This is a genomic window from Nocardia cerradoensis NBRC 101014 (genome assembly GCF_000308535.1).
Classification (GTDB): Bacteria; Actinomycetota; Actinomycetes; order Mycobacteriales; family Mycobacteriaceae; genus Nocardia; species Nocardia cerradoensis.
Map to the genome: position 1 here is coordinate 27933 of NZ_BAFW01000174.1, position 25091 is coordinate 53023.

Here is a 25091-nt window from a genome sequence, read left to right on the forward strand (position 1 = left end):
CTCACTCCTGTTCGACGAGGGCGCCGTCGCGGACCACTGCCACACCGTCGATCTCGACGGTGCAGCCGCGCATCGGCACGTCCAGGTGGGCGGGAGTCTCGCGGTCGGCGAACCGGTTGGATCCGGTCGACCACATGAAATTGCCTGCGGTGGAGCGCAATTCCTGACCGTAGAGGGAGCGCGGGTCGTAGACGTCGAACGCCGACCACCGCGCGTGCGGCAGCACACCCCAGCCCATGTGGCTGGTGGCCCACACCTCGTCGTCGCCCCAGGCTTCGAAGTAGTCGGTGAGGACGTGCGCGTCGGTGCCCGCACCGGAGATCTTCTTGATGTAGCCCTTCTCGACCTCGATGGTGACCGTGTCCTGGACGTAGCGCTGCCAGGGGATCAGCGCATCGCCGGGCTGCAATACGATGCGTCCCTCGGCGGTGCGGTCGTTGGGGAAGCAGGCGACGAAACCCGAGGGCCAGTGATCCCAGCGGCCCGGCTCGTCCACATATCCCCACTGGTGGGTGATGGGCAGGTCGGTCCCGGAGATGTCGGCAGTCAGATCGGTGCCGGCGGCGCTGGTCACATGCAGGGTCGACCCGGCACGCAGCTTCCGGCCACCCGCCTCGACGGTCCTGCGCAGGTTCTCATCGCCCATCAGGCGTTCTAGCACGTCGTTCGGCTCGGCCACGAACAGCATCCGCTTGCCGTTCCCGGTGATCCGGGTGCGCACATCGGAATGGATCAACCCACCGACGGTGACGTCGACGACGAAATCGCACTCCCCCGCCGCGGCCAGCAGCGGCGCGACCTCGCGGCCGTCGGGCCGGTAAGGCGGCAGCATCGGGTTGGACAGGCTGGAGGCATGCAGCACCAGCACCCCGGCGCCCAGCTGTCGCGCCGCCGCCACGGCGGATTCGACGTACTCGGTCTTCTGGCCGAGTTCGGCGATCACCGCCACGGTCTCACCGGCGTTCACCTTGCACAGCCGGAACTGTTCGACGAAGTTCTCGGTCAGGGTTTTCGGCATGACTACTTCCTTCTCGGTTACGAAATGTCTTTTCCGGCAGGGCTTTTCATATGGCCGACGATTCAGTGCGCGGCGCGCACGGCGCCGCCGTCGACCGACAGCGAGGTGCCGGTGATGAACGACGCGCGCGCCGACGCGAGGAATGCGACCGCATCGGCGATCTCGCTCGCCTCCGCCCACCGGCCGGCCGGAATATCGGCGACGACGCGCGCGATCTCCTCCTCCACGGTGGTGCCGTTACGGTCGGACTTCATTTCGACGATTCCCTGCATCCGGTCGGTTCCGGTGGCGCCGGGCATGATCTGGTTCACCCGCACTCCCGCCGGAGCCAGTTCGCTCGCGAGGTTCTTGACGAACGCCGAGGCGGCCGACCGGTACGCGGCGGACAGCACCCCGCCCGCGGCGGGCTGGCGCACCCAAGTCGAGGACAGCAGAATGATCGCGCCGGCGCCCTTGTCGCGCATCACGCGGCCGGCCGCGGTGGCGAGTTGCACCACCGGACGCAGCAAGGTGTCGTGGGCCGCGGTCCAATCGTCCCAGGCGGCCTCCAGCGCCGGCACGATCCGTGGCCCCGGGGTGTTGAGCACCACGACATCCACCGCACCGTAGGCGGACACCACGGTGTCGACGAGCGCGGCGGTGGCCGCAGCATCACCCAGATCATGGGCGAACGGCACGATGGACCCGCTCCCGACGGTTTCGGGTTCGCCGCCGGCGCTGCGGGCGGCCGCGATCACCGTCATCCCTTCGGCGGCCAGCCGTTCGGCCGTTGCCCGGCCGATGCCGCGGGAGGCGGCCGTTACCAGCGCCACGCCGTTTTCCAGACCCAGATACACAATTTCTCCTTCAGCTGATCGATCGTCGTGCCGCCGCGCACGACCAGGTGCCGGATTCAGATCTCGCGGATCGCGTGCTCCGCGCACAGCGAAATCACCCGCCGCACCAGGGTTTCGTCGGATTCCGCGACGCTGCCGTCGCCGACGGCTGCGGCATATCCCCAGTCGTCGGAGCGAAAGACACTGGGGCACATGTCGAAACACGTCCCGTACCCATCACATTTGGTGTTGTCCACGATCACCCGCATACTCACCGCTCCTTCCGTGCATCGCGGCGCGCGAGCTCTTCCACGCCGCTTCGAGCCAGCGCCGCCGCGCCGTCGATGAGGCCGCACACACCGCGGCCGGGGAGGTCGGCACCCCAGCGGGTCAGGTCCGTCATATGCCGAGCGGCATCCTCACCACGCAGAATCTGCCGATACGCCCGCGCGATCGCCTTCGTGCCGGTGAAGCACGAACCGCATTGCAGGGCACTCTCGTTCTGGAACCAGACGGCGAGCTCGGCAGCCAGCGCGACCGGATCGTCGTCGGGCCCCAGTACCGTGATCGCGCCGCAGCCCAGACCGGTACCCGCCGCGCGCATCGCGTCGTAGCAGCAGGACAGCGCACCGACGTCGCCGAGCGAGATTCCGTTGAACCAGCCGCCGAGCAGCGCCCCCGTCATCGGCACTGCCCCGCCACCGGCGGCGGCCACCAGATCCGAAACCGTTGCACCCAGGGGCATTTCGTAGACGCCGGGTGCCGCGACGCGGCCGGTGACGGTGAACAGCGCTGTACCACGCGAAGCCGCGGTACCCGCTCCGGCGAATTCGGCGGCACCGTAACGGCGGATCCACGCCGCATGCGCGAAGGTCTCCACATTGCTCACCAGCGTCGGCAGACCCCGCACCCCCACCTCGAACGGGCGAGGGGGCTTGCTGACCGGTTTCGCCGGGCGGCCGTTGATAGAGGCCACGACCGCCGACTCCTCGCCCGCCACATATCCCGTGGGCGCCTCGTGGACCCGCAGCACCACCCCCGGCGGAACAAGCCCTGCCGCAACGACTTCGGCGACCGCCGCACGGACCGATGCCAGCACCGCCGGTTCGGAGGCGTAGACGACGGCCTCGGCGGATCCGGTGACGACCGCGGCCGTCAACAGCCCGTCGAGCACAAGGTACGGCCGGCGGGTGAGCAGCCATGCGTCCTTACTCGACGCGGATTCCCCCTCGTGGCCGTTGGCGACGACCACACTGTCGGAACTAGCCGCCACCGCCGACCATTTGCGATGGGCGGGAAATCCGGCGCCGCCGCGACCGCGAAGGCCCGAGCGGGCCAACTCGGCCAGGAAGTCCGCGGATTCGACCGGGGCCCCGAAAAATCCGAGTTCTCGCTCGTCGGCGAGCCCCCAGCCGGGAGACTCGACGCCGGGCACGACCAGCCTGCCCGGCAGATCGCCGGCCACGCGGGCCGGAATGTCGAGGGCCGGCGCAAGGTGCAGCGCCGAACGAATAGCGGTGGTCATAGCAGCCCCTTGACGATCGCGTGTGCGGTGGCGAGTGGGATCACGTCGCCGTATTTGGCGTCGATGTCCAGCAATGCGGCCCGGTGCGGCGCCTCCTCGCGGTCGCCCACGCACTCACGGACGACGAAGGCGGGCAGGTCGGCCGCGCAGGCGTCGACCACGGTGGCGCGGACACAGCCGGAGGTCGTCGCACCGGTGACGAGCACCGTGTCGATGCCGGCGGCGGCCATTCGGCGTGCCAGATCGGTGCCGGAGAATGCGGAGGCCGCCTGCTTGACGACCAGCGGATCATCGCCGCGCCGACCGAGCCGGTGATCGATCCGCACACTGCGGTCACCGTTTCTCAGTCCGCGCATCGCGGGCATCTTGCGCAACCAGGTTCCGGCGGTACCGTCGCCGTCCGCCGGGAATGCGATGGTCGTGAAGTAGACCGGTACGTCGTGCTCGTGCGCCGCGTCCACCAGGTCCCGGGTCGCGGCGACAACCGCGTCCATATCGAAGCCCGGACCGTACCGCGCCTCGGTGAATCCGTACTGCAGATCGACCACGACCAGCGCGGGGTGCGTTCCGGGAGTGAGTGTTCCGAGCAGGCCGCCCTTCCGGTACCGAGCCCGGACCTGCTCCTCCACCGTCACGGCGTCCGCGCGGCTCAAAACTCGTGCTCCGGCCACTGCCCCGGCTCGGCGCGCATCAGGTCCGCGTAGTAGGCGTACATATTGCGCTGTACGCCCTCTTCGTAGCGGGTCCAGTAGACCTTTCCGGGCCCGGGCCAGTCCTGCACCGGATGCGCCATGCCGACACCCGGCATTCCCATCTCGTAGTTCAATTCGAAGTCCAGCAACTCCGCCGCGACCGAACGGCCGGTGCGCCCGACCGTGATCCACGGTTCGGTGTCGTCCATCTCGAAGGCGCCGCCGAGCGAGAAGGTGCCGAGTCCGGCACGGTAGGCGCGGTCCTTCTGTTCGGGCGTCATGTTCTTGTAGCCGAGGAACCAGTTCCACATCTCGACCTGACCGGGCCCCTTCGGCTGCCAGCACCGCACGGTCAGCACGCCGGTCGGCGGATGGCTGGCGCCGTCCTCGGTCATCGGCAGGGCCAGAATGGAAAAGTTGGGGAAGACGTTTCCGACGAACACTCGCGAGCGACGAGCCACCTCGAGCTGGTGGGCAGAAATGTTCGCGGTGTCGAAATTCTCGGCCAGACTCTCCGGAAATCCGAAGAACTTCGGCCCGGGTTCATCGGCATCCTCGGCCATCGAGAAGGACAACGAATGTCCGGGCGACGCCTGGATGTGATAGCCCATCATGTTCTCGCTGAACGGCACCGGGAAGGCGCCGATCGCATAGACCGACTTGTGCAACGTGCCGAGGTGGTAATCGTCGCCGGAGAAATTGTCGGCGCCGGATTTCCAGTTGGCGTCGAGGACGAAACGCTGCGGCTTGCCCAGCACCTCGACACCGTCTTTGTCGAGGCCGAACAGCAGATCCATGTACCACGCCATGCCGCCCAGATATTCCCGCAACGGCGGTGCACCAGGGTCGAGCGTCGCGAAGATCAGGCCGTGGAACGATTCCACCTGCGCCGCTTTGGCCAGCCCGTTGTCCGCCTTGCTCATATTGCCGAACGCGTTCTTCCAGAGCGGCGCACCCACCAGACTGCCGTCCGAGGAGTAGGTCCAGCCGTGGTACGGGCAGCGGAAGTGTGAGGTGTTGCCCGAGTCGGCCCGGCAGATCTGGACGCCGCGATGTTTACAGGCGTCGAAGAGGACGTGAATATCGCCCTTCTCGTCGCGGGTCACGACGAACGAATCCTCCCCGATCCGGCGTACGACGTAATCGCCGTTCGCCTCGATCTCGGATTCGTGCGCCATATAGACCCAGGCCCGGCCGAATATCTTGCGCAGCTCCGCTTGATGCACCTCGGCATTTCCGAAGATGGTCGCGGGGATTCGCCCGTCGGGCAGGCCCGATTCGATCCGATCCATCAAGGTCCGGACCTGCGGCGAAAGTGAGGGTTCCCGAATCGCGGTCATAGGTGTGTAACTCCTGGGCTGAAATCGAGACAACGATCTGGCGAACGAGGTCGCTCAGAAGAAAAGAGACAGATTGTGGGTGCCGATGACCGTCAAGTCCAGATGGACCACGCGGTGCAGTAACCTGAGCCGCCCGCCTTCGCGGCGAAGGACATCGCGGCGCTCACCGGAGAGCATCTGGGGAGCGGTCTGATCCTGGCGGGTGCGGTAAACGAGGGTATTGCTGCGCCCGACGATCAGATCGGCATCGCCGCTGTCGTGCTCGAGCACGCGAATGTTGGACACGAAGTGCCGCACCCGCGACGGCGGATCCTCGGCCCATGCGTACGCGGTCTCACCGCGCGCGACTCGCGATTCGAGCGACCCCAGGTTCTCGTTCAGGTGATAGGACATGTCCGAGAAGCCGAAACCGCGTGCGCGCTCTACGGTTTCGCGAATCGGCACCTGGTACAGGATGTCGCGACTGACCAGGTCGGTCAGCCACTGCCGCTCGTTCAGGTCGTCGAGCAGTTCTGCCTCGTAGAAGTAGAAATCGACGACCTCCGCATAGCGCGGGTCGTTCGATGCGAGCCGGCGTTGCGCCACCGTCTGCTGCTGGGTCATTCGATCCCCTCAAAGTGTATACACTTCTGGATGCAGATCAGTGTGACGCAGGATGCACCCCAGCGCAAGGTCGAATTTCAAGTGGTTACGCGCGCGCAACATTCACGGCGCGGCGGCAGCGGCCGCCGCAGAGGCAGACCGAGCCACCGGCAGTTCGTGGTCACCACCGCGCCCGAACTGCGGACTTTCATGGTGATCGATGCTCGCCGACGGGCCGCAGCGTCGGTTTTCGACGTTCGCCGTCAGCCGCGGTGCCCGTCGCCGCCGAGCGGGTACTTACGGACGGAGGGCGTACCTTCACCCCGCCGCAACACCGGACTCCGGTCCCCGGAGACGGGCCTTCACTCGCCCCGGTAGCGCACCTGGAATTCCTTGATGCCGTTCAACCAGCCCGACCGTAACCGCCGCGGATCGCCCAGTTTGGTGATGTCGGGGAGGTGGTCGGCGACGGCGTTGAAGATCAGATCGATCTCCAGTCTGGCCAGGTTGGCGCCGATGCAGAAGTGCGCGCCGGTGCCGCCGAAGGCCAAGTGCGGGTTGGGGTCTCGGGTGATGTCGAAGGTGAACGGGGCGTCGAAGACCTCTTCGTCGAAATTCGCGGATCGGTAGACGATCAGTACCCGCTGCCCCTTCCGGATGCGCACGCCGCCGAGTTCGGTGTCCTCCAGCGCTGTTCGCTGGAACGTACTCACCGGCGTGGCCCAGCGGACGATCTCGTCGACGGCGGTTGTGGGCCGCTGCGATTTGAAAAGCTCCCACTGGCCGGGGTTTTCGAGGAACGCGATCATTCCGTGCGTGATCGCGTTACGGGTGGTCTCGTTGCCGGCCACGGCCAGGAGGATGACGAAGAAGCCGAATTCCTCCGAGGTCAGCGCTTCCCCGTCGACGTCGGCGTGGACCAGTTCGGTGACGATATCGTCGGCGGGCCGCGACTTTCTGTCTTCGGCCATCTGCCAGGCATAGGCCAGGAGTTCGGTCGAGGCGGCCAGCGGGTCCACGCCCGCATACTCCGGGTCGTCGTAGCCGATCATCTCGTTGGACCACCGGAAAATCTTCATCCGGTCCTCCTGCGGCACGCCGATCAATTCCGCGATCGCCTGCAACGGCAGTTCGCATGCCACCTGCGTGACGAAGTCACCCGCGCCCGCCTCGGCGGCCGCGGCCACGATGGCCTCGGCGCGAGCGGACAACTCCGCGCGCAGCCCGTTGACGGCCCGCGGGGTGAATCCCTTCGAGATCAGCTTGCGCATCCTGGTGTGCTGCGGCGCATCCTGATTGAGCAGGACGAGCCGCTGCATGTCCATCCGCTCAGGGGTCAGTTCGACGCCGTACCGCGGCAGCGCGGTGTTCTCGGCATTGGAGAACACATCGCTGCGCCGAGACACCTCTTTGACGTCGGCGTGTTTGGTCACGACCCAGAATCCGTCGTCCGGAAAACCGTCGCTGTGCGGCGGCTTCGAATTCCACCAGATCGGAGCCGCCCGACGCAGTTCCGCCAGCTCGTCGACCGGCACTCGCCGGGCCCACATATCCGGATCCGTGACATCGAAATTCGCCGGGATATCGGGACGTGTCGCACGCATATCAACCACCGGGCCGTCATCGCTGACTGAAACAGGTTCTAGAGGTATTCAAGCACAATCACCGGGCCTCGGGACGCGATCTACGGACCCGGTCCCGCACGAACTCTCGCCCACCGCCCCACCGGTTTCAGGGGCCATTCAATCAGGGAACGTACCGGCGTCACCCCGATCGTCGACCGCTGACCGGGAAATGTCGGTAGTGCCGCCTGGCGGCGATGGCAGGCTCGGGATATGACCTCCGTCGATACCCGCTCGGTACCCGAATTACTGGAACTGCCCACCGAACACGGCGTGCTGCGCTACCGCGACACCGGTGAGGGCCCGCCGCTGCTGATGCTGCACGGGTCCGGGCCCGGTGTCACCGGCTGGCGCAACTTCAGCGGCAACGTGCCGACCTTCGCCCGGCACTACCGCACGCTCGTACTCGAGTTCCCCGGATTCGGGGTCAGCGACGACTTCGGTGCGGCACATCCGATGATGTCGGCGCAGCTGGCGGTCACCGCGTTCCTGGACGGACTCGGACTCGAGACCGTCCGGATCATCGGCAACTCGATGGGCGGTTTCGTGGCAACGGAATTCGCGCTCGCCGCGCCGCAACGAGTCGACCGCCTGGTCACCATCGGCGGCATCGGCACGAACATCTTCAGTCCGCAGCCGGGCGAGGGGATCATCCGGCTCAGCGAGTTCGTCGAGAATCCGACCCGCGACAGTTTGGTCGCCTGGCTGCGCTCGATGGTCTACGACCAGGCCCTGCTGACCGAGGAGCTGATCGAACAGCGGTGGGAGCAGGCCACCGAACCCGGCGTCCTGGAGAATTCACGGCGGATGTACGGGCGCGTGGCGCTGGCACGCATGGCGGAGGCGGCGCGCGCCGCCGATGTCACGCCGGGCTGGGCGAATCTGCGCCGGATCTCCGTTCCGACGCTGATCACGTGGGGGCGCGACGACCGGGTGAGCCCGGTCGACATGTCGCTGATCGCGATGCGGACCCTGCCGCACGGCGAGGTGCACATCTTCCCGAACTGCGGGCACTGGGTGATGATCGAGCAGAAGCAGGCGTGGGAGGCGACCGTCTCGGCGTTCCTCGCCCGCTAGCCACCGCATCGGCGCCGGTTCCGACGCATGCGATTACGGGACCGGCACCGACGGCTGTGCCATCACGGCCCGCAGACCGACGAGCAGCATCTTCATGCCGCGCAGTTGCAGCGCCTCCACCTCGGAGAAATCGCCGCCGACCTCCTCGTCGACCCACTGGATGTAGGCCTGGCGGCTGGTGTGCACGATCAGCTCCGCCGGAAGTCTGCGCAGGAACGGATCGTCACCGAGTTCGACTCTCGCCGAGAGGAATTCGGTGATCGGCTCGCAGAGTTGCTCGCCCCATTCCAGCCAGCGCAGACGGTACTGCGGCGTATGGATCATCAATGTCATGAATTTGCGGTCGGACTCGGGTGTCCGGCGCTTGTACACCTCGGTGGTGAACGCGCGCGCCAGCGTTTCGGCGACGTCGGCGTCGGCCGGCGCGTTCTTCAGGAAGTCGATGATGATGGCCTGGCTGCGCCGGAACAGCGGCCCCATGACATCTTCCTTCACCGGGAAGTGGCGGTGAAAAGTCCTCGGCGCGATGCCGACCGTCTCGCAGATGCGCTCCACGGTGGCGGAGGTGTCACCGTCGGCGACGAACATATCGCGCGCGGTATTCGCGATGGCCAGGCGCAACTCCTCCGCGCGGCGTTCGGTCAGCGTCGGCCTGGACGACTTGCTCACGACCTCTGTCCTCCTTGATCGCAGTCCACAGTAACGCGGCCGGGAAAACGCCTGGAGGGGTTCGCATTCGTCGATCCGTTCGAGCACATCGATGTGATCTGCTTTACATCCATCTGCACCCTCCTTAGACTCAGACCTGTCAGAATCTGACAGGTAGTCATATTCTGCACATGTCTGGCGGTTGGAGGCAACAGGTGGCAACGGTGCAGCTCGAACAAACCCCCAACGCGATGATCGATCGCGTGGCGTCCCTGCTGGAGGCCTTCGTCGGGCAGCGACCCATGACGCTGGCCGATATCGCCCGGCGTTCACATCTCCCGCGCTCGTCGGCGCATCGAATCCTGCAGCGACTCGTGGAACTCGGCTGGGTGGAACGTCACGGCTTCGAATACGCCTTGGGCATAAGGATGTTCGAGCTCGGATCACAGGTGATGCGCCAGCGCAGCGTCAACGACGTGGCGATGGCCGTCATGACCGCACTGCACCGGCGCACGGGCCTGACCGCACATCTGAGCCTGCTCTCCGGCGCCGAGATCCTGCATCTGAACCGGGTGGGCGCCTGGCCGGCGCCGGGCCGCCAATGGGCGGTCGGCGCCCGCCAGCCCGTCGAACTCACCGCGGCCGGGCACGCGCTGCTCGCCGCGATGGAGCCCGATCAGTGGCCCGACCTGCGGTTCGCCGGCGCGCCCACCTGCTACAGCGTGCGAACTCGCCGGCAACTGGAACGCGAGTTGAAGAAGGTTCGCGATCGCAGCGGGGTCGCGGTGGACTCGCAGGGCTGCGCGCTGGGAGTGACGGTGGTGGCCGCCGCGCTCGACATCGACGTCGACCGCGGGCGCGTGGCGGTGTCTCTGTGCGGTCCGACGCGCTCGATCAAAACCAGCGCGGTCGTCTCGGAGGTGCGGCTGGCGGCGAACGAGATCCGGCGCGTGGCGCTGGCGGCGCCACGGACGGGTCCGCAGCCGGTGCGCGTCTGACCGTCACGAGTAACGATGCGACACAGGTGCTTTCGCGGGCGAGAGCGCCGGTGCGCCGCGTCGAGCGCCCCGAAGCGCTCCACCGTGCTGGGTGACCGCCGTGTTCGTGGAGCCCCAGTCGGAGGCGTCGGCCACCAGGCCCAGGACGCGGTCCGCCGCGCTGCCGACGGTCGTGGGCACACAGGCGATGCACACCGAACCGGTCCGATGAACCGACCGAGGAGATACCGCTCGGGCCCCTGCCGTCGGATGACGGCAGGGGCCCGATGTCTGTGTTTCCGCTCAGCGCGCCGCGCTGTCGAGCACGCGCAATTGCCCGGATTCCGCCGCGGACCGGATCGATTCACGCAGCTGTGAGCAGTGCCGCATCGCCGCGTCCGAAAGTGCGCCGGCAGCATGACGTTCCACGCACGCGGCGCTCGACTCCGCATCCCACTGAATGCTCGTCTGCGCCCAGCTGCTCTTACGAGCGAGCACGCGCGCACCGCACTGCCGGCACTCGACCGGCGCCATGGGCACTTCCCGGATACGTTCGTCGATCGGCGTCACGAGGTCGCCTCCGCGGCTTTGCGTGCGACGTTCTCGCGGACCTCCTCCTGCCAGGCGGCCAGCGGACGCGTCGTGTCGAGTTCGAATTCGAACCGGTCGACCATTTCGGGGGCGACAGCGGCGACGTCGACGTAGAACTGCTGATACCAGCGGCGCAGCTGATAGACCGGGCCGTCCTCCTCGCAGAGCAGCGGATTGTCGATGCGCGCCTTGCTCTTCCAGATCGCGACGTCCTGCTCGAAGCCGAGCTTGACCCAGTCGCCGAGCGCGACCGCGGTCGCCATCGCCTGATCCTCGGGCAGCGTGTCGGACTTCTCGACGATGATGCCGTACTGCAGGACGAACGAATTCTCGTCGATCGGATAGTGGCAGTTGAGCAGCACTGTTTTGTAGTCACCGTGCTCGTAGTGATACACGAGGTCGTCGATCATGAACGACGGCCCATAGTAGGAGGCCACCGACGAGGTACCGAGCAACTGCGGCTGCCCCACCGGTCCGGGCAGATCGTCGCGGGCGCCACTTTCGAAGTACTGTGTCGCCACCGGACCCTCGAAAACATTCTTGAAAAAGGTCGGCAGGGAACCGTGGATGTAGAAGAAATGCGCCATGTCCACGACATTGTCGATGATTTCCCGGCAATTCGTGTCGACGACCGTGGTGTACCAATGCCAATCGGTCCAGTTGGGGTGGCCCGCGCCCGCGATCCGCGGGATGGTCACTCCCTCCGGCGGCGGATTGCCCTCCGGATCGTTCCAGACGAACAACATGCCGTCCTGCTCGAGCGTGGTCCACGCCCGGGTCCGTGCCAGTGGCGGCACCCGCCGGGCGTACGGAATCTGCTTGCAGCGCCCGTTGCCGCCCCAGCGCCAATCATGGAAGGGGCAGGCGATCTCGTTGCCCTTGACCTCGCCGTCGGACAGGTCTCCGCCCATATGCCGGCAGAACGCGTCGAGGACGTTGACCCGGCCGTCCGCACCGCGGAAGACCACCAGTTTGGTGCCGAAGGCCTGCACCGAATGCGGCCGGCCGTCGGCGAAATCTCGGATCAGACCCAGACAATGCCAGCCGCGCGCGAATCGCGTCGGCACCGTCCCGGCCTCGATCCGGCGAACCTCGTCATGCGTCGTTGTCATGTCTACCGTCCTTGAAAAGAGAGATGTCCCGCAGCGGTTTTCGCGGCGATGTAGCCGAAGACCAATCCCTGCCCGATGGTCGCGCCCGCACCCGGATAGGTGTTGCCGAAGGCATTGGCCGCCGTATTGCCGATCGCGTACAGACCCTGGATGACGCTGCCGTCCTCGCGCAGCACGCGGGCCGAACCGTCCGCGCGCACACCGCCGCACGTGCCGAGGTCCGACAGCACCAGCTTCACCGCGTACAAGGTTCCCTTGCTGCCCAGTGGCCGCAGATTGGGATTCGGGCCGATCGTAGGATCCCCGTAGTAGCGGTCGTAAGCACTTGCGCCCCTTTCGAATTCGTGATCGACACCCAGTTCCGCGGCGGCGTTGAAGCTGTCGACGGTCGCGGCGAACGCGTCCGCGGGGACACCCATCGCCCGTGCCAGGCTTGCCGGATCGGTGGCCGTCGCCGCGATGCCGTTGTCGTACCAGGGCTGGGGCAACGGCTGCCGGGGGAACAGGCCCGCGGCGAAGATGTAGCTGTTGCGGTAGCGCTGATCGAAGACGAGCCACATCTGCTCCACCGGATCACCCGCGCGCTCACGCTCGAGTACCCGCTGACCGAAGGACATGTAGTCGGTGGCCTCGTTGACAAAGCGCCGCCCGCTCTGGTCGACGATGAACGAACCGGGCAGCGCACGCTCGGCCAGTAGCACCGCCGGCTGCCCGCCGGGCAGCGCGGCCACGGCCGGGAACCACCATGCCTGATCCATCAGTCCGATCGCCGCACCGGCCTCCTGCGCCAGCGTGATGGCATCGCCGGTATTGGTTTCGCAGCCGAGGCTCGCATGCTCGACCAGCCTGTCCGACTGGTACTTTCGGCGCATCTCGGTGTCGTGGTCGAATCCACCGGCGGCCAGTACCACTCCGCGCCGGGCGGTGATCTCGGTGCGGACGCCGTCGCGGTCGACGACTGCTCCGGTGACCGCGCCGTCCTCCCCCACCAGCAGGCGCACCAGCGAGGTGTCGGTCCAGATCGGAATTCCGGCGCGAATGGCGCCCGCGAACAGGCCCGCCGCGAGCGCCTGCCCACCGGCGATGTACTCACGTCCGAGGGCGAGTCCGCCCATGCCGATCGCCATCGCCTTCATGCCGCGCCACAGCGCCTTGCGGGGTGTGCGCGCGATCAGGTTGAGCCACTTGTAATCCGCGCCGGTCACCGGCATCGGCAGCCCGGAGGCCTCCATCACCCCGGGGCGCAGCCGCGACCGGTGCGCACCGAGCCGGGACGCGTCGAACGGCTTGCACTCGCAGGTGCGTCCCGCCGCCGACCCGCCGGGCAGTTCGGGGTGATAGTCGGAGTAGCCGTCGGCCCACATGAAAGTCATCGGAGTGGTCCGTGCGAGCATCTCGACGGCGGCGGGCCCGTGTTCGAGAAAGGCCGCGCCGCGTTCACGCGGTGCCGAATCACCCACTACCGCTTCGACATACGCCGCGGCGGCGCGGGCATCGTCGGCGGGCTGCTGCTCGCGCAGCAGGAAGTTGCCGGGCACCCAGAACGCCCCGCCGGACCGGGCCGTGGAACCGCCGACATATTCCGACTTCTCCACGACCAGGACCGACAATCCCGCCTCGGCGGCGGTGAGCGCGGCGGCCAGACCGGTGCCCGATCCCACGACCAGCAGATCGACTTCCTGTGCGGCTGTGTGGTTCTCGCTGGAATTCATCGCCGATCGGCCTTTCATGCTTGCTTCATCTGCTTGGCCCACAACCATTCATGGCCCCAATAGCTGTCGGCGGTGATCTCCTCGGCGGTGTAGTAGGACTCGTCGACCGGTTCGCCCGCGGTCCCGTATTCGATATCCCAGCCACCGGGCACCCCGACGTAGAAGGAGATCATCTTGTCGTTGGTGTGGCGGCCGAGCGTCGAGGACACCGGGAAATCCCGTGCCATCACCTGATCGAGGGCCTGCCCGACGGCATCGAGCGAATCGACCTCGACCATCACGTGGATCAACCCGGGGTCGCGACCTTCCAGCGCGGGCATGATCGCCAGACTGTGATGGCGCTGATTCACACCGAGGAACCTGATGCGCAACGGCCCGGTCCCCGGAGGCGAGGGCATCCGGAATGCGCCGCGGGACAAGAATCCCAGCGTTTCGGTGTAGAAGGCGTAGGACTCCTCGAAGTTGGCGGTCGGCATCACCACGTGACCGAGTCCCTGTGCGCCGGTGACGAATCGCTGCGCGTATCTGGTGACGACCGGACTGTGCTCGAGCACCGGTCCGTGGAAGAACTCCAGCGGCGTGCCACCGGGATCGGACATGCAGATACCGGCCTCGACCTTGCGGCGGTCGGCCAATTCCTGTGACATGGGCGTGTATTCGTATCCGGCGTCCCGCAATGTCGCCTCCAGCCGGCGCAGCGCCGGCCCGTCGCGCAATTCCCAGCCGACCGCGCTCACCCGGTCGACATCGGCACGTTCGACGGTGATCCGCGACGGCCGCTCGTCCATGCGGAAATGCAGCGCATCCGTCTCGTCCCCGAATCCCGGTGCGAATCCCAGCACATCGAAGCCCAATTCGCGCCAGCGATCCATATCGGTGGCGAGCACCCGGACATAGCCGAGCCCCTTGATTTCGGTCATGAACAACCGCTTTCAGTCGTGAAGTAATGTGCGTTCCGGTCGGGCTCGGTCAGATCATCACGCGCAGGGGACCTTCCGGCACGTCCACACCCAGCGAAGCCATGGCGGCGGCGTGATAGGTCGTGCTGGAGACGTGGATGGCGTGGTGCAGTCCGGCGTGGGCATCGCGCCAGAATCGTTGCAGCGCATTGTCCATGCGCAGCGCGTTGCCGCCGGCGCGGTCGAAGATGTCGTCGGCGGCGCGGACGGCCCGCCACGCCGACCGGATCTGATCCCGGCGCACGCGGGCCCGCATGTCGAAATCGATCTCCTTCCCCGCGTCGACCAGGTCCCAGACGCGGTCGACATTGGCCAGCAACTGCTGCCGGGCGGCATCTATTTCGGACGCGGATTCGCCGAGTGCGTGCAGGACGTAGGGGTCGTCCTTCACCAGAGTTCCCGTGGCCCCCACCCGATTTCGCTGATAGTCGATTCCGGCGGCCAGCACGCCCTCACAGATGCCGATCGTCGCCGAGGTGATACCCAGCGGGAACATGGTCGACCACGGCATCTTGTACAGCGTCTCCGTGACGCCGTATTCCGCGGCCGCGCTCCCGTCGATGACCTTGCCCTGGTCCATCACCCGGTACTCGGGGATGAACGCGTTCTTCACCACGATGTCCTTGCTGCCGGTGCCGCGCAGCCCGACCACATCCCACGAGTCCGCCACGATCTCGTAGTCCGAGCGCGGCAGGATCACATGCAGCGGCTGCGGCGGCATGACCGGCTTGCCGTCCGCATCACCCACCAGAGCACCCAGGAAGATCCAGTCACAGTGATCGGTGCCGGACGAGAACTGCCAGCGCCCGCTCATGACGTATCCGCCGTCGGCCCGCACCGCGACACCGCCCGGCATATACGGCGAGGCCATCCAGGTGTCGGTGTCCTCGCCGAGAACCTCCTCCTGCACCTTCGGATCGGCGAAGGCGAGCTGCCACGGATGCACGCCGACGATTCCGGCCACCCAGCCCGCGGAACCGTAGAGGCTCGCGGTCTTCATCACGGTCTCGGCGAACTCGCGCGGATGCGACTCGTAGCCGTTGTACTTCTTGCGCTGCAGCATCCGGATGACGCCGGCGTCCTTCAGCCCCTTGGCCATGTCGTCGGGCAGCCGGCCCAGCGAATCACCCTCGTCGGCCCCGTTTCGAATCTCCTCGGCGATGCTGTCGATGCTGCCGATCACTGTGTTGGACATACGGCCCAGCTTGGCCGCTCGGCCCGCATTTGTGACCTGAGTCTCCTACTCATCGGAACACGGGATCGCGGTACGGGACCGGCCGGAGACCTCGCCGATCGATTGAGGTAGCGGACTACTCGTGTGGAACACACGCGGGCGAGCCACGCTGAACACATTGCCTTCACGCCGAGGCCAGCCGCCGGCTCGGACGTACCGGTGGCCTTTCCGAACGAGGGAATGGTGTCGTGGGTACCACGTGGGCGCGCCGACTGCCTGTCGCAATCGCCCTGATCGCAGTGACCGGACTGCTGCTGTGGGTCTGGCTCGCATCCGGATGGGAAACCATCGGGAAGGTGGCCGGACTGATCACAGCGGTCATCGGCGTGCTGACCGCGGTGGCGGCACGATGGCCGGGACAGCGGACCACCGTCGATCCCGACGCCGCCTTGGAGGCGCTGGCCGGCGCGGTGCGCGAGCAGTGGCAGGCGGAGGAGAGACTGCGCCGCCTGGCGGACCCCCGTCCGCTGCAACTGCATTGGGGCAACTGCGGCCGAGACGGGGTGATGGATTATTGGGAGGTGATCCGCGGTGTCGAGGGCTGCGATACCCCGATCGAACTCGGCGGACGGCTCGACGAGATCGTCGAGGTCTTCGAGCGGATCCCGTCGCGGCGGCTGGTGGTCCTCGGTGAACCGGGGTCGGGTAAATCCGTGCTCGCGATGCATTTCACCCTCACCGCGGTGCGACGCCGAAGCCGCGGCGATCCCGTCCCGGTATTGATGCCGGTCGCGTCGTGGAATCCGCGCGAAGCGAGTCTGTCGGCATGGATGGAGACGCGGTTGTGCGTGGACTATCCACTTCTCGGTGGCCACGTCGCGTCGGGGGCGACGCTGGCCCACGATCTGATCGCCGGGGGCCGGATCTGGCCGGTTCTCGACGGTCTCGACGAAGCCCCCGAGCAGGTGCGTTCCGAGGTGATCACCGCCTTGAATCGCACCCTCACCGTCGGCGACCGGCTCCTGCTGACCAGCCGATCCGCGGAGTACGAGGCCGCGGTCGACGCTGCCGGCGACGTCGTGACGGCCGCCGCGGTGATCGAATTGATCCCACTGGGATTCGAGGAGATCGCGTCCTATCTGCGGGTCACGTCGGCGCCCCGGCGGGGACTGAACAAGTGGGATCCCGTCCTCGCCCATCTCCACGAGCATCCGCGCGATCGCCTGGCCTCGGTATTGACGACTCCGTTGATGACCTCGCTGGCGCGGGCCGCCTACAGTGACGGACGCGCCGATCCCGGTGAGCTCCTCGACGCCACCGCCTTCGATACCCGGGAGGCCGTCGAGACGCACCTCCTCGACCAGGCGGTTCCCGCCGGTTATGCGGGCGCGAGCTCGCCCGCGGGTCGCAACGGCGCCGCGGTGGCCGACGCCGAACGCCGACTGCGGCTCCTCGCCGGTGACCTCGACCGCTGCGGCGATCGTGAATTGGCTTGGTGGAAGCGGCATCTCGCCATTCCTTCGCCATTGTTCGCGGCGGTGTCGGGAGTCGCGGTCGGGATGCTCGTGGTGGTAGTGACGCTTGCCGCGGCATGGCCGACCGACAGCTTCACATCGACCAGATGGGGGGAGAGTGTCGAGTGGTCGGTTCGGCTGGGATCGCTCGCCGCGGTCGTCATCGGCTTCTTCACCGTGGCAGACCTGGACCGCGAGACACCGACATTCCGCCGCCAGGCTGGGCGCTTCACCATGGTGATGGCACTCGGCTCGATCGCCGCGCTCGCCGTCGGGGGGCTGACCTACCGGGCATGGATCGACACGAGCTATCGGTCCGACATTACCGACAGCGCAGTCGATACGGCGCAATACGTCGCGGAGAGCTTCTTGCTCATCGCCCTCGTCGTCGGGTTTGTGCGCGTACCCCCGACACCGTCGCCCACCGCTGTCCTCCGAGAATCACCTCGAATCGCCGATACGACTGCCGGACGCTTCCGGGCGTGGATCGGGCCGATCGCGGGCACAGCGGCCGTGGTCGGGATCGTTTTCGGGCTGGTCCATGCAATCGGCGTGTCGGCTGCGGGTGTTGTGGTACGGCACGAGTCCGTCCGGGACGTAGTTCTCGACGTGCCGCGCGAGTGGTTGACGGTGGGACCGATCGCCGGGCTCTGCTCGGCACTCGGCGTGCGGCTCGGCCGTCGCATTCTGCGGCCGGTCTTCGCAGCCGGCGCCGAACGGGCGACGACAGGTCAGCCACGGATTCTGGCAGCGGTCACGGTCACCGCGGCCGGGGTAGTCGCCGGCGCGTTCCTGCTACCGATCGTGAGAGAAATGCTCGGTGGTGGAAAGGCAGTGTGGGAACCGGCGCTCCGCGCCGCGAAGGACGGTATCCGGCTCGGCATCGGCCCTGTGGTCATCCTCGCATTCCTGCCATGGGAAACCCGGCCGATGAGCCTGCAACTGCGGCTACGGGGCAGGCTTCTGCGTTTGCTCATCGTTTCCGCGATCGCCGCGACAGTGGGAGCGACAACGCTCTGGTTCGCGGCAGACCTTCCCGACGCCGGACAGAAGGCGCGAGACTGCGTGCTCGTCGGTCCGCCGTTCGGCCTCGCCGTCGGAATACTCGCCGTCGCGCTGGATCGGCCGGTCACGCTGGACCGGCCGATGGGACCACTGGCATCGCTACGCCTCGATCGACGAGCGGCCGTCATGTACAGCCTCGCCTATGCCGTCGCCGCCAGCGCGGCCACCTGGCTCCACGCCGCGATCAACTCGACCGCCGCGCTCGACGCCCAGGACATCGGCGTCTTCGCCGTCGCGTTCTTCGTGATCTCGTATTTCCTGACGGCCTCCGGCCGGCACACGATCACATCCGTCTGGTTGTGGCTGGCCGGGCGAATGCCGTTGCGGGACATGGAATTCTATCGCACCGCCCATCGCCGCGGGGTGCTCCGGCAAGTCGGCAGCGTCTACCAATTCCGGCATGCCCTGTTGCAGGACCGGCTCGCCGCCGGCGCGCGACGGCCATTCCGGCACAGTCGCGCGCGCGCGGCGCTCGTCCTCGCCGCCGCCGCGGCGCTGGCCCTTTCGTCTGTCGCCGGGCTCGTGCACCACGCGTACGAACACCGGGACCGGCTCGCGCGGAGCAATGCGGCCGCACTCCCCTTCGACGACGTTTCCCTACCCCTCGGTGTCGCCGTCGACCACGCCGGAACCATGTACGTGGCCGGCACGAGATTCGGGAGGAGCGCCAACCACGTCGACGACACCTCCGCCCTCGGCCGGTTGTGGCGATGGGAGCAGGGCGCGCCGAGGCCGTCGATGCTCCCTCTCACCAACCTCGGACTGACCTTCGCACTGGCGGTCGACCGAGCGAACAACCTCTACGTCGCCGACCGCGACAACCGTCACGTTCTCGTACTGGGTCCTCGATCGACCGTCCCGGCCACATTGCCGTTCTCCGAACTGGTGGCACCCATCGGCCTGGACGTCAGCGAATCGGGTGATGTGTATGTTTCCGACAACGGCACCGGTGTGGTCTGGAAGCTGCCGGCCGGGTCGACGACCGCAATCGCCCTTCCGTTCCCGAAACTCGACCATGTCACCGCTGTCGCGATCGACTCCGCGGGGACCGTGTACGCCACCGAAGCGGGCCGCAATCGCGTACTGAAACTGACCATCGGATCGACCGTCCCGACGGCGCTGCCGTTCGGCGGCCTCGACAAGCCGACCGGGATCGCCGTCGACTCCGAGGACACCCTCTATGTCTGCGACCGGAACGGCCAAGTGATGCAACTTCGCGCCGGATCGGCCGCGCCCGAGGCGGTGCACATGACCGGACTCAGGTGGCCGCAGTCCATTGCCGTCGACGATGCGCACAACCTGTACGTCACGAACCCCTACGACAACCGCGTGCTCGAACTACCTGCGCCTCGATGAATGAATAGTCGGGGCGGCGCCGGAATTCAATTCGATGAAATGATAGAAGTGCGTTGCGCCGTACATTCGTGGGTCTCGAGCCGGCCACTCGGCGCACCATTTCTATTATGGCGAGCGAAAGCTGTCGCGATCTCGGGTAGCACACTACCCGCTTTCAACTGGGGAAATAAGCCGAAGTCGAGTATGCACGACCCTCCCAGAACAATGCGGCAAACATTAGAATTCAAGGGCACCATACCTTTTGGATCGCCAGGCGATCCGGTTTTCCGGGACTTCCCACCGCGATGAGGGCGGGTTCGGCCGCCTCTGTGGGCCGCTCACCCGGAGTGAACTACGTTTATCCGCTCGCCCTGGTAATCCTTTTCCGAAGGGCGAAAAAACATGTTGGTACGCATTCATCACAACGGCGACGACGCACTGGTCGCATGGAAACCCGACGGGTTCATTCCCGGGTGCCGCGGATTCGCGCTCATGCGGCGACGCAACGGCATCGAAGAGGTCGTCAGCACCTGGGTCGGCTTCACCGACGACCAAGCCACCGCCGGCGAGCGTCGCGCGTCCACGAACTGGCCGATTCAGAAGTACCAATGGACCGACTACATGGCCGATCCCGGCGACAAGGTCGCCTACCGGGTCCTGCCGATGGTCGGGGACGACAAAGCCAACCTGCGCCCCGACCCGGACGCGGCGAGCGACTGGACCGACGAGATCACCCTGACGCACCTGGCATCCCCCGACATCGAGGCGGTATTCAACCGCGGAATCGTTGCCGCACAATGGGTCTCACGCCGATTAGGGGTCACCGGCCACGAACTGCAGAACGCGAAACTGGAAACCGTGCTCGAGACCACCGGCGATCCACTCCGGAACTACCTCGCCGGACCACTGGGCACGCGGCTGTTCACGCTGCTCGACACCGCTGCCCGGAACGGATCCGATGTGTATGCGGCGCTGTACGAACTCGGTGATCCTCAACTGGAAGCCGCCCTGGCCGAGCTGGGCAAGCACGCGCACGTCGTGCTGGCGAACGGGAGCGTGAAGAAGAAGGGCGACGATCAGAACGCCGAGGCGCGCGGCAAACTGCGTGGGCAGATCGACCTGCACGATCGGATGTGTTCGCCACGCGCCTTGGGGCACAACAAGTTCCTGGTCGTCTGCGACCAGGAATCCACCCCGCGATGGGTGTGGACCGGCAGCCAGAATTGGACCATGACCGGGTTGTGCACCCAGGCCAACAATTCGCTGCTGATCGAGGACCCGGACCTCGCCGAGCAGTACCGGCACCAGTGGGACCTGCTCGAGCAGGCGGGCGATGCCACACCGGCGAGCCTGCGCACCGGCAACAGCACACCCCGGGACGAGACGGTGGATCCGGCCCGGGTGCGACTGTGGTTCACCCCGACCGTCGGACAGGTCGACCTCGAGGACGCGCGGACACTCATCACGGGCGCGGAGACCGGCATCCTCTTCCTGATGTTCAATCCGGGACCGAAGGACACCCTGCTCAACACGATTCTCGACACGGCGCGCGCGGGACGACCCGACGAGCGGCGTCTCTACATTCGTGGCGTCCTCAACCAGGACCCGAGCACCACGGCCAACCCGGTGCACCTGTTCGATCAGGACAACACGGAGAAGGCGGACTTCGACGTCGTCCTTCCCGCAGCCATCGACGCGCCGACCATGTTCTTCCGCGAAGAACTGAAGAAGCTGGATCGAGCATTCGCGATGGTGCACAGCAAGGTCATCGTGATCGATCCCTTCGGGGCGAACCCCGTGGTGCTCACCGGGTCGCACAACCTGGGCCCGAAAGCCAGCGGGACCAACGACGAGAACCTGCTCCTCATCCGCGATACGCCGGGCCTGGCCGACGCGTACGCGACGAACATCATGTCCGTCTACAACCAGTACCGGTGGCGCTTCCGCCGGCACCTGCAACCACCGAATCTGCGATGGCAGGGCCTGGTCGACAGCGACTCCTGGCAGAGCTGGTACCTGAAGCCCGACAGCCCTCAGATCCGCGAGATCGACTTCTGGGTCGCATAGCCGGCGCGGAGGAGCGAACCCGAGGTGCGAGCCCGCTCAGAACCGTCCTTCGCGCACGATCATGTCGGCGTACCCGCGACGGCGACGACGACGAACAGGGTCGCCGCCGCGAAAAACGGTTCGGTGGCGAGATGCGTCAGCCAGCGGTCGGCGGCATCTCGGGTCAGATATCCGGCGGCGACGGCGCGATTGCTGACTCGCGCGAAGCCGAGCACCCGGTCGGCGGTGGTGACATCCCGGAAGACCGTGGTGATCGGCAGTACGTCCGCGACGTGTAAACCGCAGCCGACGGCAAGCCGGGGCAACTGCCGGCCGATCCGGCTGTTGCGGACGACCACATCGGTGACGAAACGCTTGTAGGCACAGGCGATGTCGACATCGGGGTGATCGATGACCAGTGTGTCCCAGTCCGGCTCGGCAAGGACGACCATGCCGTCCGGCCGCAGAATCCGGCGGATCTCGTCGAGGACCGTCACGGGATCGGCCACATGTTGCAGCACCCGGTCGGTGTGTGCGCGATCGACGGCAGCCCCGGGAAGGCCGAGACTGTGAATGTCGCCGTGTACGAGCGCGATCGGCTCCCCCGCCCGGATGTCCGAGCGCGCCTCGGTGAGGGCGGCAGCGTCGCTGTCGATGCCGACGACCCGGCCGGCCGGACCGGTCGCCGCGGCGAAACTGCCCAGGTCCGCCCCTGGCCCGCAGCCCAGATCGACAACCGTATGGCCCGGTTGTATGTCCAACTGCTCCAACGCGATCGCCTTGTAGTGCCGGCCTATGTCCGAATCCGCGAGGCGGCGGAGATAGTCGTTCGCGCGATATTTCTCGAAAGCCTCGACATTCACCATGTCGAAGGTACCTCCGCCCGGCGAGCGCATTCGGTCAGTGCGAGCGCAACCAGTCAGGCCACAGAAGTCAGGGCGTAGCGCCGGCCTCGGTCGGTGGAGCGCGAGCACCGGGCGGCTTCGTCGTTCAGCGCAGCAATCGTATCGGCGTGCGGTCGCCGTCCAGGCCGATGCGCCGAGACGGTTTCGACGGCGCTGCCGAGTTGCCGCCGTCCCGTGATCCGACGCGGAACGTGCGGCTCACCGTTTCCGCGTCGGGGTGATCCCGGCCAGGAGGACGTCGGCGACGTGGTCGGCGTAGGTCAGGGGGTCGATGTCCGGGTTCGTGTCGAGGTATTCGAGCATGCTGTCGACCATCCCCTGATAGGTCACCGCCAGCAGGTGCGGATCGAGGTCCGCGCGCAGCTGCCCCTGTTCCTGACCGCGCCGCAGGAGTGTGGCCTGCCGCGCATACAGGGCGCTGTACTCGCGGTCGCGAAGTGCGGCACCGCCGCCGAATGCGCCCAGATTGAGCACGATCTGGCGGATCGTTCGCAGCTCGGCGCCGTGTGTCGCGGGCAGTCGCGCCGCGCGCCGAATCGCCGCTCGCAGTAGATCGTCGACATCGGCGTCGAGGTCGATATCGGCGGCTACGTCCGCCTCGAGCGAGGCGAACGCGCGCCGGGCGGCGTGTGCCATCAAGTCGTCGAAGTCGGTGAAGTAGTGCCAGAGCAAGCCTTTCGACACTCCGGCGGCGCGGGCGATCGCGTCGGCGGTGGCCGCGGCGAGCCCGTCACGTCCGACGATCTCGATCGCGGCGGTCTCCAATTGGCGGCGGCGAGCCTCGGCGCTGAGCCGTTGCCGGGCGCGCTGATTCGCGGCCGTCATATCCGCTCGCGAACGACCAGAAGGATGATCAGCGCCATCAGCGCCGCGATGCCGAACATCTCCACTCGCATCCAGCCAGGGAGGAAATGCGGCAGCAGCGCTTCGATGACGTTGACCAGCAACAGCGCGGCCGCGATCAGACCGACGGCACGCAGCGCCGCGACGCTGCCACGACGTGCCGACCGGAAGCGCAGCGGCAGCAGCACCGCGAACGCCGCCACGATCACCGCGTGCCCCCACGCCTCGCGCGGCGCCTCGTGCGGGGCCGTCACCGACAGAATCGCCAGGGCGGCAACGGTCGCGACAGCAGTCACGAGATAGGCCCACACCAGCATGCCGAGCCGATCGAACTCGATCGACGCGGCGGACGTCTTATTGACCATGCAGTCAACCTTAATGACCGGCCAGTCAATACGTCAATGGGCTCCTCGGCACATCCGCGCTATTCGTCGGCGACCCGAATGATCGTTCTGCCGGGCGTGCGGTGGCGGCGGGCGAACGCCGACGCGGTCTCGGCGAGTGGTCGCACCGAGCCGACGACGGGCTCGAGTCGCCCGTTCCTGACCCGCTCGGCGAGATCGGCGAGGCGCACACGGTCGGGTTCGACGACGAAGAAGACGGCCCGCCCGTCCCTGGGCTGCGTGGTGGGCGGCATGGCGATGGTGACGAGAGTGCCACCGGGACGGACCAATTCGGTCGATCGCTCGAGGATTCGGCCCCCGATGACGTCGAATACCACGTCCACCGCACCGGCGTCGCGCAGGTCGTCGCCGTCCAGATCGAGGAACGCCTGTGCGCCGAGCCCGAGCACGATGTCACGGTCGCCGGCTCGGCCGGTGCCGATCACGTGCGCACCCACCTCGCGCGCGAGCTGCACGGCGATCGAGCCGACACCACCCGCGGCGCCGTGTATCAGGACCGTCCGGCCACACGTCAGGTGCGCGTGGTCGAACAACCCCTGCCATGCGGTCAGGCCGGAAATGGGCAGCGCGGCGGCCACGGTGTAGTCGATATCGGCCGCGAGCGGGGCGAGGTTGCGGGCCTCCACCGCGGTGTATTCGGCCAGCGATCCGTCACGCGCCCAGTCGGTCGGCCCGAAAACCCGCTGGCCGACGGTGAGACCGGTGGTTCCGTAGCCGAGTTCGACCACGACACCGGCCAGTTCGTGGCCGGGGATGGCGGGTGTCCGGTCGCGACCGGCGCGGTCCGACCAGGTCGCCGGCCACCCGAGTTCGCCGGGTGTGAAGCCGGCGGCGTGCACCCGCACCACGACATCGTTCTCCGCGGCGTGCGGGTAGGGCATGTCGGTCACCGTGAGCCCGGCGATACCGGAATCACGGTCGCGCACGATGATCGCTCGCATGCTGGAGTCCTTTCCGGGACGCCATTCGGGCCGGAAGTGTGGCGTAGTAAACAATCGCAGAAAAGACCTGCGTAACAAGGACTTTCGTGCGTTGCCGGCGACCTCCGCCGTGACGGGCAGCCTGTCGACCGACTACATACCTCATCCCCCGCGGTCGGGAGGACCACGAGGGATGAGACCCGAGCGACGACGGC

22 protein-coding genes are annotated in these 25091 nt (G+C 66.9%); 4 read left to right on the top strand and 18 right to left on the bottom strand.

Annotation, left to right across the window (positions count from 1 at the left end; all coding sequences use genetic code 11):
- Position 1: 1 nt before the first annotated feature.
- The 8 genes from ON23_RS18375 to ON23_RS18410 all read right to left on the bottom strand — a co-directional run bounded on the left by ON23_RS18375 (position 2) and on the right by ON23_RS18410 (position 7576).
- The gene (locus ON23_RS18375; RefSeq protein ID WP_039779661.1) at positions 2–1018 is read right to left on the bottom strand and encodes a 2,5-dihydroxypyridine 5,6-dioxygenase NicX family protein; all 1017 of its coding nucleotides are present in this window, start codon (positions 1016–1018) and stop codon (positions 2–4) included.
- A 62-nt stretch (positions 1019–1080) separates the two neighbouring features.
- A complete protein-coding gene (locus tag ON23_RS18380) occupies positions 1081–1854 on the bottom strand; it encodes an SDR family oxidoreductase (RefSeq protein ID WP_039779662.1) in 774 nt (257 codons plus the stop codon).
- 56 nt (positions 1855–1910) lie between these two features.
- Complete coding sequence (locus ON23_RS18385; protein ID WP_039779664.1) at positions 1911–2102, bottom strand: ferredoxin; 192 nt, start codon at positions 2100–2102, stop codon at positions 1911–1913.
- Positions 2103–2104: 2 nt separating this feature from the next.
- Positions 2105–3358 (bottom strand): NADH-ubiquinone oxidoreductase-F iron-sulfur binding region domain-containing protein, encoded by a 1254-nt coding sequence (locus ON23_RS18390; RefSeq protein WP_039779665.1) that lies wholly within the window; start codon positions 3356–3358, stop codon positions 2105–2107.
- Entirely contained in the window at positions 3355–4011 is a 657-nt protein-coding gene (locus tag ON23_RS18395) for an isochorismatase family protein (RefSeq protein ID WP_223273231.1), read from the bottom strand. The genes ON23_RS18390 and ON23_RS18395 overlap by 4 nt, the downstream gene beginning before the upstream one ends.
- The gene (locus tag ON23_RS18400; protein WP_051042845.1) at positions 4008–5390 is read right to left on the bottom strand and encodes an aromatic ring-hydroxylating oxygenase subunit alpha; all 1383 of its coding nucleotides are present in this window, start codon (positions 5388–5390) and stop codon (positions 4008–4010) included. The genes ON23_RS18395 and ON23_RS18400 overlap by 4 nt, the downstream gene beginning before the upstream one ends.
- Positions 5391–5444: 54 nt before the next feature.
- The gene (locus ON23_RS18405) at positions 5445–5975 is read right to left on the bottom strand and encodes an aromatic-ring-hydroxylating dioxygenase subunit beta (protein ID WP_039779695.1); all 531 of its coding nucleotides are present in this window, start codon (positions 5973–5975) and stop codon (positions 5445–5447) included.
- A 359-nt stretch (positions 5976–6334) separates the two neighbouring features.
- On the bottom strand, positions 6335–7576 hold the full coding sequence (locus ON23_RS18410; protein ID WP_039779667.1) for a cytochrome P450: 1242 nt from the start codon (positions 7574–7576) through the stop codon (positions 6335–6337).
- 231 nt (positions 7577–7807) lie between these two features.
- On the opposite strand from ON23_RS18410, the gene ON23_RS18415 reads away from it, so the two are divergent.
- Complete coding sequence (locus ON23_RS18415; RefSeq protein WP_039779668.1) at positions 7808–8671, top strand: alpha/beta fold hydrolase; 864 nt, start codon at positions 7808–7810, stop codon at positions 8669–8671.
- Positions 8672–8704: 33 nt separating this feature from the next.
- On the opposite strand, the gene ON23_RS18420 is transcribed toward ON23_RS18415, so the two are convergent.
- On the bottom strand, positions 8705–9340 hold the full coding sequence (locus tag ON23_RS18420) for a TetR/AcrR family transcriptional regulator (RefSeq protein ID WP_039779670.1): 636 nt from the start codon (positions 9338–9340) through the stop codon (positions 8705–8707).
- A gap of 203 nt (positions 9341–9543) precedes the next feature.
- On the opposite strand from ON23_RS18420, the gene ON23_RS18425 reads away from it, so the two are divergent.
- Entirely contained in the window at positions 9544–10317 is a 774-nt protein-coding gene (locus ON23_RS18425; protein WP_245556004.1) for an IclR family transcriptional regulator, read from the top strand.
- Positions 10318–10599: 282 nt separating this feature from the next.
- Here the strand turns inward: ON23_RS18425 and ON23_RS18430 are convergent, their stop codons facing one another.
- From ON23_RS18430 to ON23_RS18450, 5 genes are read right to left on the bottom strand one after another with little or no spacing between them, the layout of a single operon-like run.
- Positions 10600–10830 (bottom strand): hypothetical protein, encoded by a 231-nt coding sequence (locus ON23_RS18430; RefSeq protein ID WP_051042852.1) that lies wholly within the window; start codon positions 10828–10830, stop codon positions 10600–10602.
- Between the two features lie 32 nt (positions 10831–10862).
- Complete coding sequence (locus ON23_RS18435) at positions 10863–11999, bottom strand: 3-ketosteroid-9-alpha-monooxygenase, oxygenase component (RefSeq protein WP_039779673.1); 1137 nt, start codon at positions 11997–11999, stop codon at positions 10863–10865.
- Positions 12000–12001: 2 nt separating this feature from the next.
- A complete protein-coding gene (locus tag ON23_RS18440; protein ID WP_244969582.1) occupies positions 12002–13729 on the bottom strand; it encodes a 3-ketosteroid-delta-1-dehydrogenase in 1728 nt (575 codons plus the stop codon).
- A complete protein-coding gene (locus tag ON23_RS18445) occupies positions 13726–14631 on the bottom strand; it encodes a VOC family protein (RefSeq protein ID WP_039779676.1) in 906 nt (301 codons plus the stop codon). The genes ON23_RS18440 and ON23_RS18445 overlap by 4 nt, the downstream gene beginning before the upstream one ends.
- Positions 14632–14680: 49 nt before the next feature.
- The gene (locus tag ON23_RS18450) at positions 14681–15865 is read right to left on the bottom strand and encodes an acyl-CoA dehydrogenase family protein (RefSeq protein ID WP_039779677.1); all 1185 of its coding nucleotides are present in this window, start codon (positions 15863–15865) and stop codon (positions 14681–14683) included.
- A gap of 227 nt (positions 15866–16092) precedes the next feature.
- Here ON23_RS18450 and ON23_RS36010 point away from each other — a divergent pair, with 227 nt between their 5' ends.
- Entirely contained in the window at positions 16093–19779 is a 3687-nt protein-coding gene (locus ON23_RS36010) for an NACHT domain-containing protein (protein ID WP_051042848.1), read from the top strand.
- Between the two features lie 381 nt (positions 19780–20160).
- The gene (locus tag ON23_RS18460; RefSeq protein ID WP_039779678.1) at positions 20161–21825 is read left to right on the top strand and encodes a phospholipase D-like domain-containing protein; all 1665 of its coding nucleotides are present in this window, start codon (positions 20161–20163) and stop codon (positions 21823–21825) included.
- Between the two features lie 59 nt (positions 21826–21884).
- Here ON23_RS18460 and ON23_RS18465 read toward each other — a convergent pair whose 3' ends face one another.
- From ON23_RS18465 to ON23_RS18480, 4 genes are all read right to left on the bottom strand, one after another.
- The gene (locus ON23_RS18465; protein ID WP_039779698.1) at positions 21885–22670 is read right to left on the bottom strand and encodes a methyltransferase domain-containing protein; all 786 of its coding nucleotides are present in this window, start codon (positions 22668–22670) and stop codon (positions 21885–21887) included.
- Between the two features lie 237 nt (positions 22671–22907).
- Complete coding sequence (locus tag ON23_RS18470) at positions 22908–23534, bottom strand: TetR/AcrR family transcriptional regulator (RefSeq protein ID WP_039779679.1); 627 nt, start codon at positions 23532–23534, stop codon at positions 22908–22910.
- Positions 23531–23917, bottom strand: a complete 387-nt coding sequence (locus ON23_RS18475) for a hypothetical protein (RefSeq protein ID WP_039779680.1) — start codon at positions 23915–23917, stop codon at positions 23531–23533. Before ON23_RS18475 ends, ON23_RS18470 begins: the two co-directional genes overlap by 4 nt.
- Positions 23918–23976: 59 nt before the next feature.
- Positions 23977–24897 carry an NADP-dependent oxidoreductase gene (locus ON23_RS18480; RefSeq protein ID WP_039779681.1) on the bottom strand — a complete coding sequence of 307 codons (921 nt, stop codon included), beginning with the start codon at positions 24895–24897 and terminating at the stop codon, positions 23977–23979.
- Positions 24898–25091: the final 194 nt, after the last annotated feature.